At 44.2% G+C, this 13,868-nt stretch carries 11 protein-coding genes; 2 read left to right on the top strand and 9 right to left on the bottom strand.

All coding sequences use genetic code 11. From position 1 onward, the window contains the following. Positions 1 to 7: 7 nt before the first annotated feature. The 7 genes from GTQ48_RS06405 to asnS all read right to left on the bottom strand — a co-directional run bounded on the left by GTQ48_RS06405 (position 8) and on the right by asnS (position 9,159). Positions 8 to 1,156 (bottom strand): efflux RND transporter periplasmic adaptor subunit, encoded by a 1,149-nt coding sequence (locus GTQ48_RS06405; RefSeq protein WP_163105686.1) that lies wholly within the window; start codon positions 1,154 to 1,156, stop codon positions 8 to 10. A 185-nt stretch (positions 1,157 to 1,341) separates the two neighbouring features. Then, positions 1,342 to 2,433 (bottom strand): diguanylate cyclase, encoded by a 1,092-nt coding sequence (locus GTQ48_RS06400; protein WP_163105685.1) that lies wholly within the window; start codon positions 2,431 to 2,433, stop codon positions 1,342 to 1,344. Between the two features lie 5 nt (positions 2,434 to 2,438). Next, positions 2,439 to 3,086 carry an ABC-type transport auxiliary lipoprotein family protein gene (locus GTQ48_RS06395; RefSeq protein ID WP_163105684.1) on the bottom strand — a complete coding sequence of 216 codons (648 nt, stop codon included), beginning with the start codon at positions 3,084 to 3,086 and terminating at the stop codon, positions 2,439 to 2,441. A 244-nt stretch (positions 3,087 to 3,330) separates the two neighbouring features. Next, complete coding sequence (gene pqiB, locus GTQ48_RS06390; RefSeq protein WP_163105683.1) at positions 3,331 to 4,986, bottom strand: intermembrane transport protein PqiB; 1,656 nt, start codon at positions 4,984 to 4,986, stop codon at positions 3,331 to 3,333. Continuing rightward, positions 4,983 to 6,125, bottom strand: coding sequence for a paraquat-inducible protein A (locus tag GTQ48_RS06385; RefSeq protein ID WP_163105754.1), 1,143 nt, complete (start codon positions 6,123 to 6,125; stop codon positions 4,983 to 4,985). Before GTQ48_RS06385 ends, pqiB begins: the two co-directional genes overlap by 4 nt. Positions 6,126 to 6,261: 136 nt before the next feature. Next, positions 6,262 to 7,599, bottom strand: a complete 1,338-nt coding sequence (locus GTQ48_RS06380) for a short-chain fatty acid transporter (protein WP_163105682.1) — start codon at positions 7,597 to 7,599, stop codon at positions 6,262 to 6,264. 162 nt (positions 7,600 to 7,761) lie between these two features. Continuing rightward, entirely contained in the window at positions 7,762 to 9,159 is a 1,398-nt protein-coding gene (gene asnS / locus GTQ48_RS06375; RefSeq protein ID WP_163105681.1) for an asparagine--tRNA ligase, read from the bottom strand. A gap of 265 nt (positions 9,160 to 9,424) precedes the next feature. On the opposite strand from asnS, the gene GTQ48_RS06370 reads away from it, so the two are divergent. Next, the gene (locus GTQ48_RS06370; RefSeq protein WP_239060018.1) at positions 9,425 to 9,859 is read left to right on the top strand and encodes a hypothetical protein; all 435 of its coding nucleotides are present in this window, start codon (positions 9,425 to 9,427) and stop codon (positions 9,857 to 9,859) included. 20 nt (positions 9,860 to 9,879) lie between these two features. Here the strand turns inward: GTQ48_RS06370 and GTQ48_RS06365 are convergent, their stop codons facing one another. Further along, complete coding sequence (locus GTQ48_RS06365; protein ID WP_163105680.1) at positions 9,880 to 10,848, bottom strand: calcium/sodium antiporter; 969 nt, start codon at positions 10,846 to 10,848, stop codon at positions 9,880 to 9,882. A gap of 689 nt (positions 10,849 to 11,537) precedes the next feature. On the opposite strand from GTQ48_RS06365, the gene GTQ48_RS06360 reads away from it, so the two are divergent. Continuing rightward, positions 11,538 to 12,680 (top strand): DUF748 domain-containing protein, encoded by a 1,143-nt coding sequence (locus tag GTQ48_RS06360; protein WP_239060017.1) that lies wholly within the window; start codon positions 11,538 to 11,540, stop codon positions 12,678 to 12,680. A 43-nt stretch (positions 12,681 to 12,723) separates the two neighbouring features. On the opposite strand, the gene GTQ48_RS06355 is transcribed toward GTQ48_RS06360, so the two are convergent. Continuing rightward, a complete protein-coding gene (locus tag GTQ48_RS06355; protein ID WP_163105679.1) occupies positions 12,724 to 13,854 on the bottom strand; it encodes an AI-2E family transporter in 1,131 nt (376 codons plus the stop codon). Positions 13,855 to 13,868: the final 14 nt, after the last annotated feature.

The following is a 13,868-nucleotide window of genomic DNA, read 5'->3' as shown; positions in this document are numbered from 1 at the left end:
TCCTAAATTAGTTCGCTTTCGCTGTCACTGAGTCGGAAAGGTTTTCAATAACTTTCACAGCCATGCCGTTTTGCGGATACTCGGGTAAATTCATTACCACTCTTTTTGGGTCAAAGTCGCCCTTGATCAAAAAGTCCCCACTGTCTTCACGAACCACGTTAACCTTATTTGAATGCAGGTTATTATCTGCATCTAAGGTCCATAACTTTCTATTGGTAACCAGCTCTTGAGGAATGCGAAATACATCTTTTAGTACTTTGCCCTCAAACGTTACCGACGCGTAAGAACCAAACTTTATCGTTGGGCCGTTAGAGTTAATGGCGTAGGGGTCACTAATGCGGGCAACGAAATAAGACATCCGGGTGTTATTATCTACTACGCCTGTATCACGGTGAATAACCCCTTTGAGCGATATACCTTCTGCATTGTTGTCCGATATGACGACTTCTCTGCCAAGTGAGTTGGCGTCAAGGAATTTGGTATCAAAGCCTGCAACGGGAAATGTCACTTCTGCAAACTCAATATTGTTTAATACCGCCACGGGCGAGCCTTGGGTAACATAATCGCCAGTACTAATATTGCGTGACACAATAAGGGCATCGTAGGGCGCCTTTACTTTGCAATTCTCTAAGTCACGCTTGGCAAGTTTTAGTTGAGCTTGAGCTGATTTTAACCCGGCTTCTGCGCTCATCACCTGTGGTTTTCGAAGGTATAAGTCGGATACCTTAGAGTTGGGCATGGTCTTCGCTTCTCTTGCGGCAACATCCGCCTGCGCTTTTTCTTGGATCAGTTGAGCCTCTGCACTGGCCACGTTAGCTTGTGCAAGAAGTAGCGCAGCCTCATAGGCGTCGGGCTCTATGGTAAATAATGTTTCTCCCCGGCGCACTAAACCGCCGCTGACAAGTTTCGGGTTCCATGTTTGAACTTCGCCGGATACTTGTGCTGAAAGGTTGGTGGTTTCTAAGGGGGTAACCTCTCCGTATGACGTAAGCTGTATTCTTACGTCTTCAGGAATCAAAGAATCGATGGTGACGGTAGGTCGCGTATCAATTTTTTCGGCGGCCGTATTGTCGGCAGCTGATACTTCAATACCTTTCATACCTGCGTACCCGAGGATAAGAATGCCTATGGGTAATACAATTTTCATCAATTTCATTGTTTAGTCTATGTGGTTGCCGAGTCTGCCTATAGTCTAGCGCTTATACCGATACATTTTCTATTATATTTGTAACTAAACATGACCTTACAAAGAAAGCACTGAGACAGCTAAAAACGCAGACGCTAGTGGAGAAGGGGGGTTATGACAATGTCATCGACTATCGAAAAATGTAAACAGTTATTTTACCTGTCGGAGTAAACCACGACCTTGTTGCGGCCAGACTCCTTTGCGCGGTAAAGGGACATATCTGCATGTCGTATTCCATCGGCTAAAGGAATTTGGGAGGTTATCTCGCAAACTCCAAAACTACTGGTAATGTGCATATCATGATCCGATATGGCGATAGGCGCAAAGCTTAAGACCTCGCGTAGCGCTTCTAATACGTTCGCAGCTTCGCTAGCGGATGTTTCTGGGAAGATAAACATAAACTCTTCGCCGCCCCATCGAGCAAGAATATCTTGTTTTCTTAGTCGAGCACTAAACGTTCGAGAAATTTTGCGAAGGACTTCGTCGCCGGCTTCGTGACCGTATGTATCATTGATGCTTTTAAATCTGTCTATATCGGCAATGGCTATTGAGAATGTGTTGCTGCTTCGCTGAATTCGCGCATATTCACGTTCTAATGCGGTTTGCGCACCGCGCCTGTTAACGAGCTTGGTTAAGTGGTCATGATTAGCCTGTTGCTCAAACTGTTCTGACAAATCTAACGCAATATCGTAACTTTTCTGTCTGCTGTATTCGTAAAAAGCAGAGAGAAATGTCACCGTTAAAAACGAGTAGAGTAAGCGAGATTTAAACGCGTAGGAGTAAGACGCAATAAGCAAAGACTCATCGAAAACAAAGAATAACAGGGTGCAGGCGATGGTAAATAAAAGTAGCGCAAGAAGACCTCGTACAACCCCCGCGAAAAACATGGTCACCGGCGGGACCAAGTAAATCCATAAAGGCCCGGTGTTATCTTTTCCGCCGGTAACGAGTAAAAGAAATACCAAAATCATTAAGCACGATATCAACAGGGTAATAGACACTGTGCGTGAGCGCCGCGTACCAAATTGAATTTGAATGCGTTGGGAAAGAGCAAAAACAACACTCGCTGTTAGCAGAATGATGGCGAGAGGGAGCTCTTGCGCAAGTAGGGCCCTAATTCCTAAAAAGAAGGTGATGGACACACCAACCGCGGAAAATAGATTCACTACCATGATCCTGCGGTTAGTCTCATCTTTATAGTGATGCTTGACGCCGCTCGTCACATATTTTTTAAAAATACTAATCATTGTGCTTATTTAGCTCTAGCACTTTCTGCAATTTCAGTGGACAACACGGCCAAGGCTCTTCGCATGGCGATAACACTGGCAGAAAACCCATCTTCTTCTAGCGTTGTTTCAATAAAAAACGGATAGCGACCTTTTTCTGGTTGCTGGGTAGACACGATAAAATGACCTTTCAATACTACGTTGCCATTGAAAGTGCTAACGAAGTCGGAAATGTGAATGCTAAGTTCAACTGCACTCTCGCCCTGATAGTCTCTATTTGTGAGTACTACTAGATTGTCATTGGTAAGCTGATCTCGTAGCGTCTTGCGTAGCCCTTCTTCAAAGGGTTCTGCCCAAAGGTGAGTCGTAGAAATATGCAGGTTTGTATCACTTACTTGATACACCAGCCCTCGATGCTTGAGATAGTCGGGTAGGGTAATACTCGTTATCAGCAGTGGGGTGCTCTTTTCTGGTGAATCTGCTGATGACTTGAAAGAACCTTCCGACTGCGTGGATGAAACTGCAGAATGAAGCAAGTAATAAGAGAGAGACGTTTGAGTGCTTGTGCAGCCAGATAATGCAAAGAATAGCGAAACAATAACTAATGCAAAAGTATTGTGTCGGGTTTTCGAAAGAAGCCCAGTCGTCATTTTTATTTTATTTTGTCCCTTCACGCGCTTTCCCTAACTATCAAAATACGCCAATTTCGCTTCTCAAAAAGACGAGTAAGCGAAAACTTCAAGTGTACGTTTCATCTGAACTTATAAGCGTTAATTTCCGCAAATTCTTATCGCAACGCGCCGCTATTGATGGCTGTTTTTTGCGATGCGATACATTTTCCGTTCAGATAACACACTATTAAACTAATAAAGGATAATTTAGCCTAATATTTCAACGCACTGTAAACTAATTTTATCGTTATTTCTCTTGTGCTTTAGGCTGAATATCTTCGCCACCGTCTTTTGAAAAGATGAGGCTATTCGGTGACTGATTCAACTTCAGCAGCAAGGGTTGAATGTTTCTCAACGTATCTTGCAGCGTATCTACCGTCTCTTTTATTTCCGACTGATTGAAGCCGCCATCACTATAGTTCTTAAGTAGACTGTCCAAACTTACCAGTACTTGGTTTAAATTGCCATTGAGCGCCTTAGCGTCAATGTCTTCAATAAGAAGGTCGAAGTCGGTGCTTGCGGTTTCCACCGACTCTGCTGCCAGCTTCATGTCCTCTACCGCTAACTGTACGTTTGCCACCATTTCTTTGAGCGGCAGTTGATTTATCTTATCGAGAATGGCATCTGCTTTTTGCGTAAGCTGGGTAAATTCATTGCTTACCGTTGGAATAACTTCGTAACCATTCACTATCGAAACTTTGCCACTACCCGCTGCATCAGGCACATGCTGTAAGTCTACATATAGACCTCCGGTAAGCACGTTCCCCATTCTCAACGTGGCCCGTAAGTCTCGCTCTAGCCAGTTACGCAAAGTCTGCTTAATGGCACTCAGCCCCTCTTCGGTATCGGGCTGTCGAGCTTTGCCTGGGTAAATGTTGATGAGCACTGGAATAGGGTAGTCTTGTTCTAATATATTGCCTTCTATCGCAGGCAGCGAGTTAATCCCCGTTACATTGCCAATTTCAATGCCGCGATATTCAACTGGAGCTCCAACAGTGAGGCCTCTGACACTTTCATCAATTAACAGCAGGTATTCAGCGGCAACTTTGTAGCGCGCGTCTGAAGCGGCCGTGTTGTCTTCGTAAATGGTGAAAAATGCATTTTCAACTACAAGCTCACCTTTTGGCACACCATCGGGAATACCAAAGGTTATACCGTTAGCAAGGAGGGTTTCCAGACTGCCGGTTTCAACGCTAACGCCACTAGATTCAAGCTGAAGCTTTACGCCACTCACATCCCAAAAGCGGGTATTTACAGTAATTAACTTATGGTAAGGCGCTTCGATAAATGCGTCGTAATAGACCACACGTTCTTCAATGTTAAAGGTTGCATCTTCAAACTCGCCAACTTTAAAACCCTTGTAAATAATAGGGTCGCCCGGTTTATAAGCAAACTCATCATCGCTTCGCAGCATCACGTGAAGCCCGGGTGTGCCAGGTGGGGTGACTGGCGGTCGAGATAGGGCGTTAAAGTGAAGTTGCTCTTTGCCATTGTCATCGGCAGACATGGCAATGTAGCTTCCGGAAATTAACGTGTTTAAGCCCGAGACCTCGGAAAAGCTGATGCGAGGTGCTACCACCCAAAACTTTGCATTTTCATTGAGTAGGTGAGAAGCGCTGGCGTCTATTCTAGCGGTGACTAACACCCCGTCTAGATCTGGCTTTAGTGATATTTTCTTAACCTGACCAATGTCCAGATCTCGCACTTTGATAGGGGTTTTATTGACCTCTATCCCTGTTGCAGAGTGCAGCTCGATAGTGATAAGCGGACCTTGATTTGTCCATTGGTAGTACACCATCCATCCACCAATCAGCGCCACTATAATAGGAATTAACCATATTCTAGATATAGATGATGTTGGTTTTACCGTCGCCTCGTTACTATTTGGATCGTTTGTGGTCATGGTAATTGCTTCCACTGCTGCCATATTAGCCGTGAGTCAAATGTCATTGCAGCTATCATTGTAATAAACACTACCGCACAAAATGCGAGAGCCGCTTGGCCAGGATAAATGGATAGCGTGTTTCCCATTTGTATAAGAGAAACCAGTACTGCTACCACAAAAACGTCAATCATCGACCACCGCCCAATGCCCTCGGTAAGTCGATAGTATCGTGTGCGCAACTGTTGCGAGTTGGTTCGCTGTCGCTGAACTGAATAATTCAGCCAGGCTAATATTAAAATTTTAGCCACCGGCACAACGACGCTGGCGATTAAAATGATAATAGCCACGGGGTAAGACCCCGACTCCCATAAGGAAATTACTCCACCAATAATCGTGTTAGGCGTTTCTTGCCCAAAGATTTCAGTATACATAATTGGCAGTAAATTGGCAGGGATATACAAAATGCACGATGTGATAAGCAATGCCCACGTGCGCTGAATACTGGCGTCTGCTTGGGCCACGGTTAATGGCTTTGGCGTTGGTGGCTTACCTTGTTTTAGCCACATTTCATAACGTGTCGGGTCAAATTGCATAATAGCCAGCGTAGTGAATGCACTAAAGCCAACAAAAGCAAAAAAAGATAGCCCAATAGTCACATCGGCTAGCTCGTTTATTTTAATTAGGCTAACAAGAGTACCGATTAAAAAAATTTCTGCCATGCTCCATGGAAGAAGCGCCTTTACGAGAGAAAATAGACGATATAGATAGAATGGCCGCTGCTGTTTAAGTTGCGCGAAAGAAAGCCAGGCTAAGCCAATAAGCACCAATCCAGGCAATAAAACGGTGGCTAGCCCTGTGATAATCGCCAACGAGAGGTAGTCGTTTTCAATGAGCACAGTGATACCGCTTGGCAAATCGATGCTGTGCTTTTGCCCGCTGGCTTTAAAGGTAAGAAAGTTAAAGGGCAGCGAAAGTAACAAAAACAATAACGCACTAAGGGCATAAGCGTGCAATTTTTCAGTGGCATTGTTTTTGAAAAAAATCAGCGTATGGGCACATCTGGGGCATGTCGCTCGTTGACGATGGGCGAGCGTGGGGATACTCACACTAGTGTGGCATTGGTCGCACACTATTGTTAATTGCTCTGGGTTTTCCATACTAGTCGCTAACGACATCCGTTATGTGTTATATCAACAATATAAAGCATTGATATTTAGTGTCTACAAAATAGCGTAGTGTATACATAAATAGACTATCTTCATTGGGTAAGTACACACGTTAACTACTTGCCCACTAAAAAAAACGCAGCGCTAAGGCGATTATTACACCCGTGATGATAAGCTGGACTAAGCAGAAACCCATAATGTCTTTGGCTTTCAAACCCGCTATCGCTAGCACTGGTAATGCCCAAAATGGCTGGATTAAATTTGTCCACGCATCACCCCAAGCAACGGCCATCGCAATGCGAGAAATATCTGCCCCTAATTCGGCTGCTGCAGGAAGCACCACTGGCGCTTGCACTGCCCACTGACCGCCGCCAGAGGGGACGAAAATGTTCACTATACCTGCGCTAATAAAGGTAAGCACCGGAAGCGACTGGGCAGAAGCAAAGCTAATTAACCACTGAGACATACTTTCAGCCAATCCAGACTGTACCATGACGGCCATAATGCCGGCGTAAAAAGGAAACTGAATAATAATTCCACTGCCGCCTTTCACTGCCTGCTGCAGACTTTGCAGCAAACGTTTGGGTGTACCGTGTAGAGCAATAGCCAAAAACAAGAAAATAGTATTCACAATGTTGAGGTTTAAACCGCCGTCTTTTATAAAATAATTAACAAGGTACGCTATCCCCAAAACGCCAATGAGAATGCCCAGAATTTTACTGTTTTCTAACTTATCAGCGGGCCTTTCATTGCTTTTTACTTGTTCTAGGCTACGTTCTTTTTCTATGCCTTGTTCTATGCTATCGATGAGTTTGTCTGGGCTGACAATAACGCTGTCTTGATGTGATGGCAGCATTAGCCAATTTACCAGCGGAACAACAATAAAAAGAATGCAAAGCAGCGCAATATTAAACCCACTGAAAAGGGTATCGCTTGTGCTAATTACACCGATTTGGTTTTCACTAAAGTGACCCGGTGTGGCAATAGTAAGGGGTACTGAACCCGCAAGGCCGCCATGCCAAACCAAAAATCCTGAATAGGCACTGGCCACAAGAAGTCGATAATCCACGGGAGTTTTTCGTGCTAAGGCTTTGGCAAACAGTGCCCCCACAACTAATCCGAAACCCCAGTTTATCCAGCTTGCCGAGAGTGAAACAAGGGTCACCAATAGAATTGCTTTTCCCGGCGTGTTGCCAAGGTGAGCCAGCTTTTCTAACAGCATTCGCATGAACGCAGTAGAAGCCAGCATAAATCCAGTGGCAAGTACCAGCAACATCTGCATAGAAAATGTGAGTAGTCCCCACAGGCCATTTCCCCATTGTTCAACAACAGTAACAACAGGTTGTTGCTCAATGATTACAGCGGCTAAAAAGACGCAAACAGTCAGAATAAGAACAAAAACAAACGGGTCGGGGAGATAACGCTCAACCAGTTTAACTAAAGGTTTGGCAGCTCTATTTAACATTGTTTTTAAATTTATTTTTGTTAAGAAATTGCTAAAGCATAACGTATCTTTCGTATTTTCCCTATACAGCAGTATAGGTAAATAGGCATTTGAAATTGAATTGGCGTAAACAAAGAAGCCCGCAATAGCGGGCTTCAAAGGTACATGTAAAGCAACTCTTTTTTAGAAGCTTGCATTGCCTGGTGTACGAGGGAAGGGGATCACATCACGTACATTCTGCATTCCAGTTACGTAAGCAACTAAACGTTCGAATCCTAAACCGAAGCCTGAGTGAGGAACGGTGCCATAGCGGCGAAGGTCTCGATACCACGCGTAGTCTTCTTTTGATAGTTCCATTTCTTCAAGGCGGGCGTCAAAAACATCAAGACGCTCTTCACGTTGAGAACCACCAATAATTTCACCAATTCCTGGAGCCAATACATCCATTGCAGCAACGGTTTTACCGTCGTCATTAATGCGCATGTAGAAGGCTTTAATATCTTTTGGATAGTTTTGCATGATAATCGGCGCGCCAACATGCTCTTCTGCTAGGTAGCGTTCGTGCTCTGATGAGAGGTCAATGCCCCACTCAACTGGGAATTCAAAGGTTTTGCCACAGTTTTGTAAGATTTCGATAGCATCAGTGTAGTCCATGCGCACAAATTCAGAATTCACTAGGCTTTCAAGACGCTCTATTGCATCTTTCTTTATTCGCTGGGCGAAGAACGCCATATCGTCGGGAAGTTCTTCTAGCACGGCCTTACATACATATTTGAGCATGTCTTCTGCAAGTTGTGCCACATCGCTTAGGTCGGCGAAAGCCACTTCAGGCTCAATCATCCAAAATTCAGCAAGGTGACGTGACGTATTTGAGTTTTCAGCACGGAAGGTTGGGCCGAAGGTATATACCTTAGACATTGCCGTACAATAAGTTTCAACGTTAAGCTGTCCACTTACTGTTAGGTAGGTTTCTTTGCCGAAAAAGTCCTCAGAATAATCAACATTGCCCTTGTCGTCATGAGGAAGGTTCATCATGTCTAAGGTTGAAACACGGAACATTTCACCCGCGCCTTCGGTATCGCTTGCCGTTAAAATAGGCGTTGAAATCCAATAATAGCCCTTCTCGTGGAAGAAGCGGTGGATAGCTTGTGATAAACAGTTGCGTACGCGAGTTACCGCACCAATAACGTTAGTACGAGGGCGCAAGTGTGCGTATTCGCGAAGGTATTCGATGCTGTGTCGTTTAGCGGCCATCGGATACGTATCAGGGTTTTCTACTAATCCAATAACGTCGACTTCTGTAGCATCAATCTCAAGGGATTGGCCTTGACCTTGTGACTCTTTTACTGTGCCGGTAACCGACAGCGAACAGCCAGCCGTTAGGCGCTGGATGTCGGCGTAATTTGACAGAGAGTTTAGCGCAATTACTTGAACCGGATCGAAGCAGCTACCATCGTGTAGCGCGATAAATGATAAACCGGCTTTAGAATCTCGGCGTGTTCTCACCCAACCTTTAACGGTTACCGATTCGCCAACGGCGTACTTACCTTTAAGTACGTCAACAACGGGCGCGTGCGTCATGTTAGTTTCTCCGTCTTACTGTTTCTTGGCTGCTATGTACTATCATTAGTCACATAAACGCAGTGTGCAAAATGCACGAAAAAATGGTTTTTGGTCAATGTTTTGGATTTTTTTGCCGATAAAATAACACAAATTTAAACGTGGCTTTCTAGACGCACGGCTGCCAATACAATGGCGAAGGTGCTTTAAATGAGAAGTCTGCCACAATCCAATAGCACGCTAGTATACTCAACCATAAGCTGGATGCCAGAGAACAGAGTGACAAATGGGAAATAAAAATGTTTCTTTATCAATGAAAGGCGATGAAAAGGACAATATGAGCACAAAGCCGTTACACCATAGCGAAGATAGACGGAAAACCCCTCATGGAGATACTTTGTTTTACAAGATCATGCTTGGGCTTAATATTGCAGCTTGGGCGGGCCTGGTTGTGGTATTGATTCTGTTTCACTATGCTCGCCCAGAATTCATTACCGGGGTGCAGCAATACTGGGGCGTAGAGGGCGATAACACGTGGACCATGTCATACGTGGATGCCATGGTTGTGTTGCTTCGCATATGTTTAGTGTTGAGTTTAATCAGCACCGTGATGCGGGCAAGAAGAAGTCGCCGAAAAAACGACAGCTTTGGTATTAACTTAATCATTCTCACAATAATTGTGGCCACCAGTTTAATCACGTTGGCCACAACAGTGAGTTAGCTTTTTTGTTGGTGGAAAGTTTAAATGAAAGCCACTTGTATGAGCCAATAGGTGTACGCCATATAGGCTAGCACGAAAGCTCCCCCTTCAACGCGGTTAAGTCGTCCTTGGCGCTTAATACCGATACAAAAGATAAATAAGGCCACCGTGGATGCAAGCATGACGGCAATGTCTCGATAAATAAAATCTGAACTCACGGCCATGGGCTGAATGGTGCCGGCAATGCCTACCACAGCAAGGGTGTTAAACATATTAGAGCCAATCACATTGCCAATGGCTAGGTCGTGCTCTCCCTTTTTAACGGCAATAAGCGAAGAGGCGAGCTCTGGCAATGATGTACCAATAGCAATAACCGTAAGCCCGATAATAGTGTCGCTGACACCAAAAAACGTAGCAACTTCCACCGCACCCCACACCAACATGCGTGAGCTTGCAACAAGCAGCAGTAAACCGGCAACAAGCCAGATTACATGGGTTTTCACTGTGCCCTCGGAGGCATTGATCTCGTCGTTGTATTCGTCGGCGAGTGCGTCTTTGTCGCCTTTCATCCCGTGGTAAATGCTCCACGAAATAAGCAAGACGAATAATCCTAATAGTGAAAACGCATCGTCTTTAGAAACCTGTTGGTCGAGTACCTGCCAAGCAGCAAAAAAAGTGATGCCAAGTAACACAGGCAGCTCTTTTTTGATTATTTCTGATTTCACTGCAATAGGGCTAATAACAGCGGTTAGCCCCAATATAAGTAAGATGTTAGCGATATTAGACCCATAGGCATTCCCCAGCGCGATACCTGAGTTTCCTTGGAGTGCAGCGAATATGGAGACAATGATTTCCGGGGCAGACGTACCAAAACCGATGATCAGCATACCTATCAATAGCGGTGATACGCCGAAGTGATTTGCCACCGAGGCAGCGCCACCCACAAACTTTCCTGCGCTCCACAGTAGTACCGGTAAACCAATAGCAATAGCCAAGCAGGCTAAAAACATACTTTCTCCTTAAATCTGCATCTATTATGTGCGGTCTATTAACACTGTTCTGTAAACAGGTTCTTTCTTTTACCTAGTATCGCAAATGCTGCTCTTTTTTGTAATACAGAAAACGCAAAGGCAGTGAAAAAGATATTCGCCCTAGGCTATGATGACTGACTTTATACGAACATTCGAAACGTACAGCGCACATTACCCTATTGAGTTTTTAACCTAATGTAACGTTTATGCCCTGTTTCTGAGTTTTCAAAAAGGCCTTCGCACTCGTGTTTATACTTGTGCTGTATGGAGTTGCTTTAAAAATTGTGCGATGCCAGTTTTGGCTCAATTTTTGAAAGAAGCTTTTGATAGGTACTAAAGCGAAAACACTGCAACAAAAACACAGTGAAATTGCGTTTTACTTACGTCGCGCCATCTCTTAATACGAAGAGACTAGGAGCGTTGCCCGAGCCTCATGGGTGTAGCTCATGGGGGAAGCTCGTGGGGGAGATCATGGATGTAGCTCATAGGTGCAGTTGCGGGCCTAATTAAAGCGCTTATGTATAGGTTGTTAGTCATAATGAGGTTTTCAACGTCGCTAATGCCAGCATTGCTTGTGTGGTTTTTACACTGCGCTGAGCTAATATCTACATGGCGCTTCGCTAGCATTCACATAAATGAACACAACTAAAGATAAAAAGGATTGCGGGATGTCTCTTTCTAGAAGCGATAGGTTTAGTGCTGATATGCACAAAAGAACATGGTTCACGGTTATTGTGGTAACTGTTTTACTTCTTATATTAGCGCGCGTAGGCGCGCCATACGCAGTTCAATATTATATCAATCAACAAATTAATCAGACGAAGGGCATAACGGGGCAGGTCGGCGACGTAGATTTACAATTGTATCGCGGCGCCTACGCAGTTGACGATATTGAGATTTATGCCGTTGACGAGCAGTCATCGCCTAAGCCGCTACTGTCTGTGAAAACACTCGATTTCTCGCTAGCATGGTCGGCGGTATTAAACGGCAATTTAGTGACTAATATGGTGTTTAGCCAACCAAAGGTAGTTGTTTATGACAAAGACACCACGACACCGGAGCAAAACCAACAAGTTAAAGATGAACGAACGTGGATTGGACTTGCTAATAATTTAGTGGTGTTTTCTATCGATACGTTAAAAATTATCGAAGGTAAAATATCGCTAGTTAATCAAACAAAGAAGGGTGAAATACCTACATATATTGCAAACATCAATGCAGATATAAAAAACATTACCAACGCACAGAATTTGACGAAAACGTTAGTGACCAGCGTTGACGTGAAAGGGGATTTAATGGGAGAGGCAACCCTCACTTTAGTTGGAAAGTTAGACCCTTTTAGCGAACAGGCCAACTTTGATTTTAATATGGAAGTACAACGCTTTTCGGTCAAGCAGATACAAACGGTATTTAATGTATACACGCCATTTGATATTGAGGCCGGTGGCATTGATGGCGCTATGGAGTTAGCGGCAAAAAGTAATGAAGTTAACGGTTATGCTAAAGCCGGTGTTTACGATTTAAGTATTTTTTCTTGGCGGGAAGATGCAGAAAAAGACGATGACGGATTATTTACCATTATTTTTGAGGGCGGTGCCGATTTGCTAAGTGCGATACTTGAAAATGATGAGTCTCAATTAGTCGCTGCGCGAATACCTATTGAAGGTACACTGGATAGTACTGATATTTCTACTTTCCAAGCGGTGGTTTCAGTATTGAAGAATGCATTTTTTGACGCAACGAAAATGCAAGTCGACGATATCGTTTCCTATGAATCAGTCACAACAAGCTCCTCAGAGGAGGAGCAGTAATGTTGCGTATTTCTGTAGGAGGGTTTCTATTCACCTATTTTTGTTAGTCGTGAGCTTCAATGAATTTTAACCAGTGAGGAAAGACTTCCATTTGTTGGAGTGTCAGTTTGATACATACAAATATCGGCACCGCCAACAGTACACCCAACATGCCCCAGATCCAGCCACTGACAAAAAGCCACACTATGATAACCAGCGGGTTAATCTGCATACTTTTGCCTAAAACCGTTGGGGTTACTATTTGAGATTCAATGATATTCAAAGTAAGGAATATCCCAACAGGAAGCAGCGCTGTGCTTGTTATTCCAAACTGCAGCGTACCAACAAGCAACAGTATACCAACACTAATTATAGAGCCCATATAAGGGACAAAGTTTAATAGACCGACGATGGCGCCCCACAAAATCGCATCGCGAATATTAAAGTACGAAAGGCCGACTGCTGTTAGAACACCTAGTGCACAATTAATAATACTGATGGTTAAAATATAGTGAGATAGAGCCTGTTGAATACTTCTAATCAACAGTTTAGCTCGCTCTCTATTTTTGATTATTGGAAAATCATTGATGACAACTTTCGACAGTGGTGGTCCAAAAATAAGAAGAAAGAGGGTTAGTACCACGGCGCCTATTACCTGTGCGAGAAAAAGCGGAGCAGCCAGCAACATTTCAAAGATCATTTGCCTGCTACCTTGTTTAAATTGCTCCTCTACAGCCGAATCGTCGGTTTTTTGCGTTGGCTCTTTTTCAAACCACGGGTATGCGGTATTACTCGCTTGGCTTTCCTGCAAGGTTGTATCGCCGTGCATCACGGAACTTATCATCGAGAGTTCTTCAGCGATCTGCTCGGCCAATAGAGGTAAAGATTTCATCCATCGCTCAGCCGGCTCCGAAAGTTCGAATGCCAAAAAAGTTAATGGCGTAACCAACATCGCTAGAAGAACTATAGAGGAAACGGCCCGCGGTATGAGCAGCCGTTTGAGTCTAGTCACAAGAGGGCTCAACAGTAGTGCAACCAACATTGAAAAAACCACTGGAATGATCAGTGACTGAGCGAAATACAGCGTGTAGAGTGTGGCAAGCGCGACTAAAACAATTAGAAGCCTTACAACTCGAACATCTCTTGTTTTTACCTTGTATTCGTCATGCCTATGTAAAAGTGGATTTTCCTTCATTGTACTGTCCTTAT

Source organism: Alteromonas genovensis, from assembly GCF_010500895.1.
In the GTDB taxonomy this organism is placed as follows: domain Bacteria; phylum Pseudomonadota; class Gammaproteobacteria; order Enterobacterales; family Alteromonadaceae; genus Alteromonas; species Alteromonas genovensis.
The sequence above is the reverse complement of the archived record's forward strand: the minus strand, read 5'-3'. Positions and strand labels throughout refer to the sequence as shown.

Coding starts and splice junctions, on each gene's coding strand:
- GTQ48_RS06360 (WP_239060017.1), top strand. CDS start 11,538: ATGTCTCTTTCTAGAAGCGATAGGTTTAGTGCTGATATGCACAAAAGA.
- GTQ48_RS06400 (WP_163105685.1), bottom strand. CDS start 2,433: ATGATTAGTATTTTTAAAAAATATGTGACGAGCGGCGTCAAGCATCAC.
- GTQ48_RS06385 (WP_163105754.1), bottom strand. CDS start 6,125: ATGGAAAACCCAGAGCAATTAACAATAGTGTGCGACCAATGCCACACT.
- GTQ48_RS06405 (WP_163105686.1), bottom strand. CDS start 1,156: ATGAAATTGATGAAAATTGTATTACCCATAGGCATTCTTATCCTCGGG.
- pqiB (WP_163105683.1), bottom strand. CDS start 4,986: ATGACCACAAACGATCCAAATAGTAACGAGGCGACGGTAAAACCAACA.
- GTQ48_RS06380 (WP_163105682.1), bottom strand. CDS start 7,599: ATGTTAAATAGAGCTGCCAAACCTTTAGTTAAACTGGTTGAGCGTTAT.
- GTQ48_RS06355 (WP_163105679.1), bottom strand. CDS start 13,854: ATGAAGGAAAATCCACTTTTACATAGGCATGACGAATACAAGGTAAAA.
- asnS (WP_163105681.1), bottom strand. CDS start 9,159: ATGACGCACGCGCCCGTTGTTGACGTACTTAAAGGTAAGTACGCCGTT.
- GTQ48_RS06365 (WP_163105680.1), bottom strand. CDS start 10,848: ATGTTTTTAGCCTGCTTGGCTATTGCTATTGGTTTACCGGTACTACTG.
- GTQ48_RS06370 (WP_239060018.1), top strand. CDS start 9,425: ATGGGAAATAAAAATGTTTCTTTATCAATGAAAGGCGATGAAAAGGAC.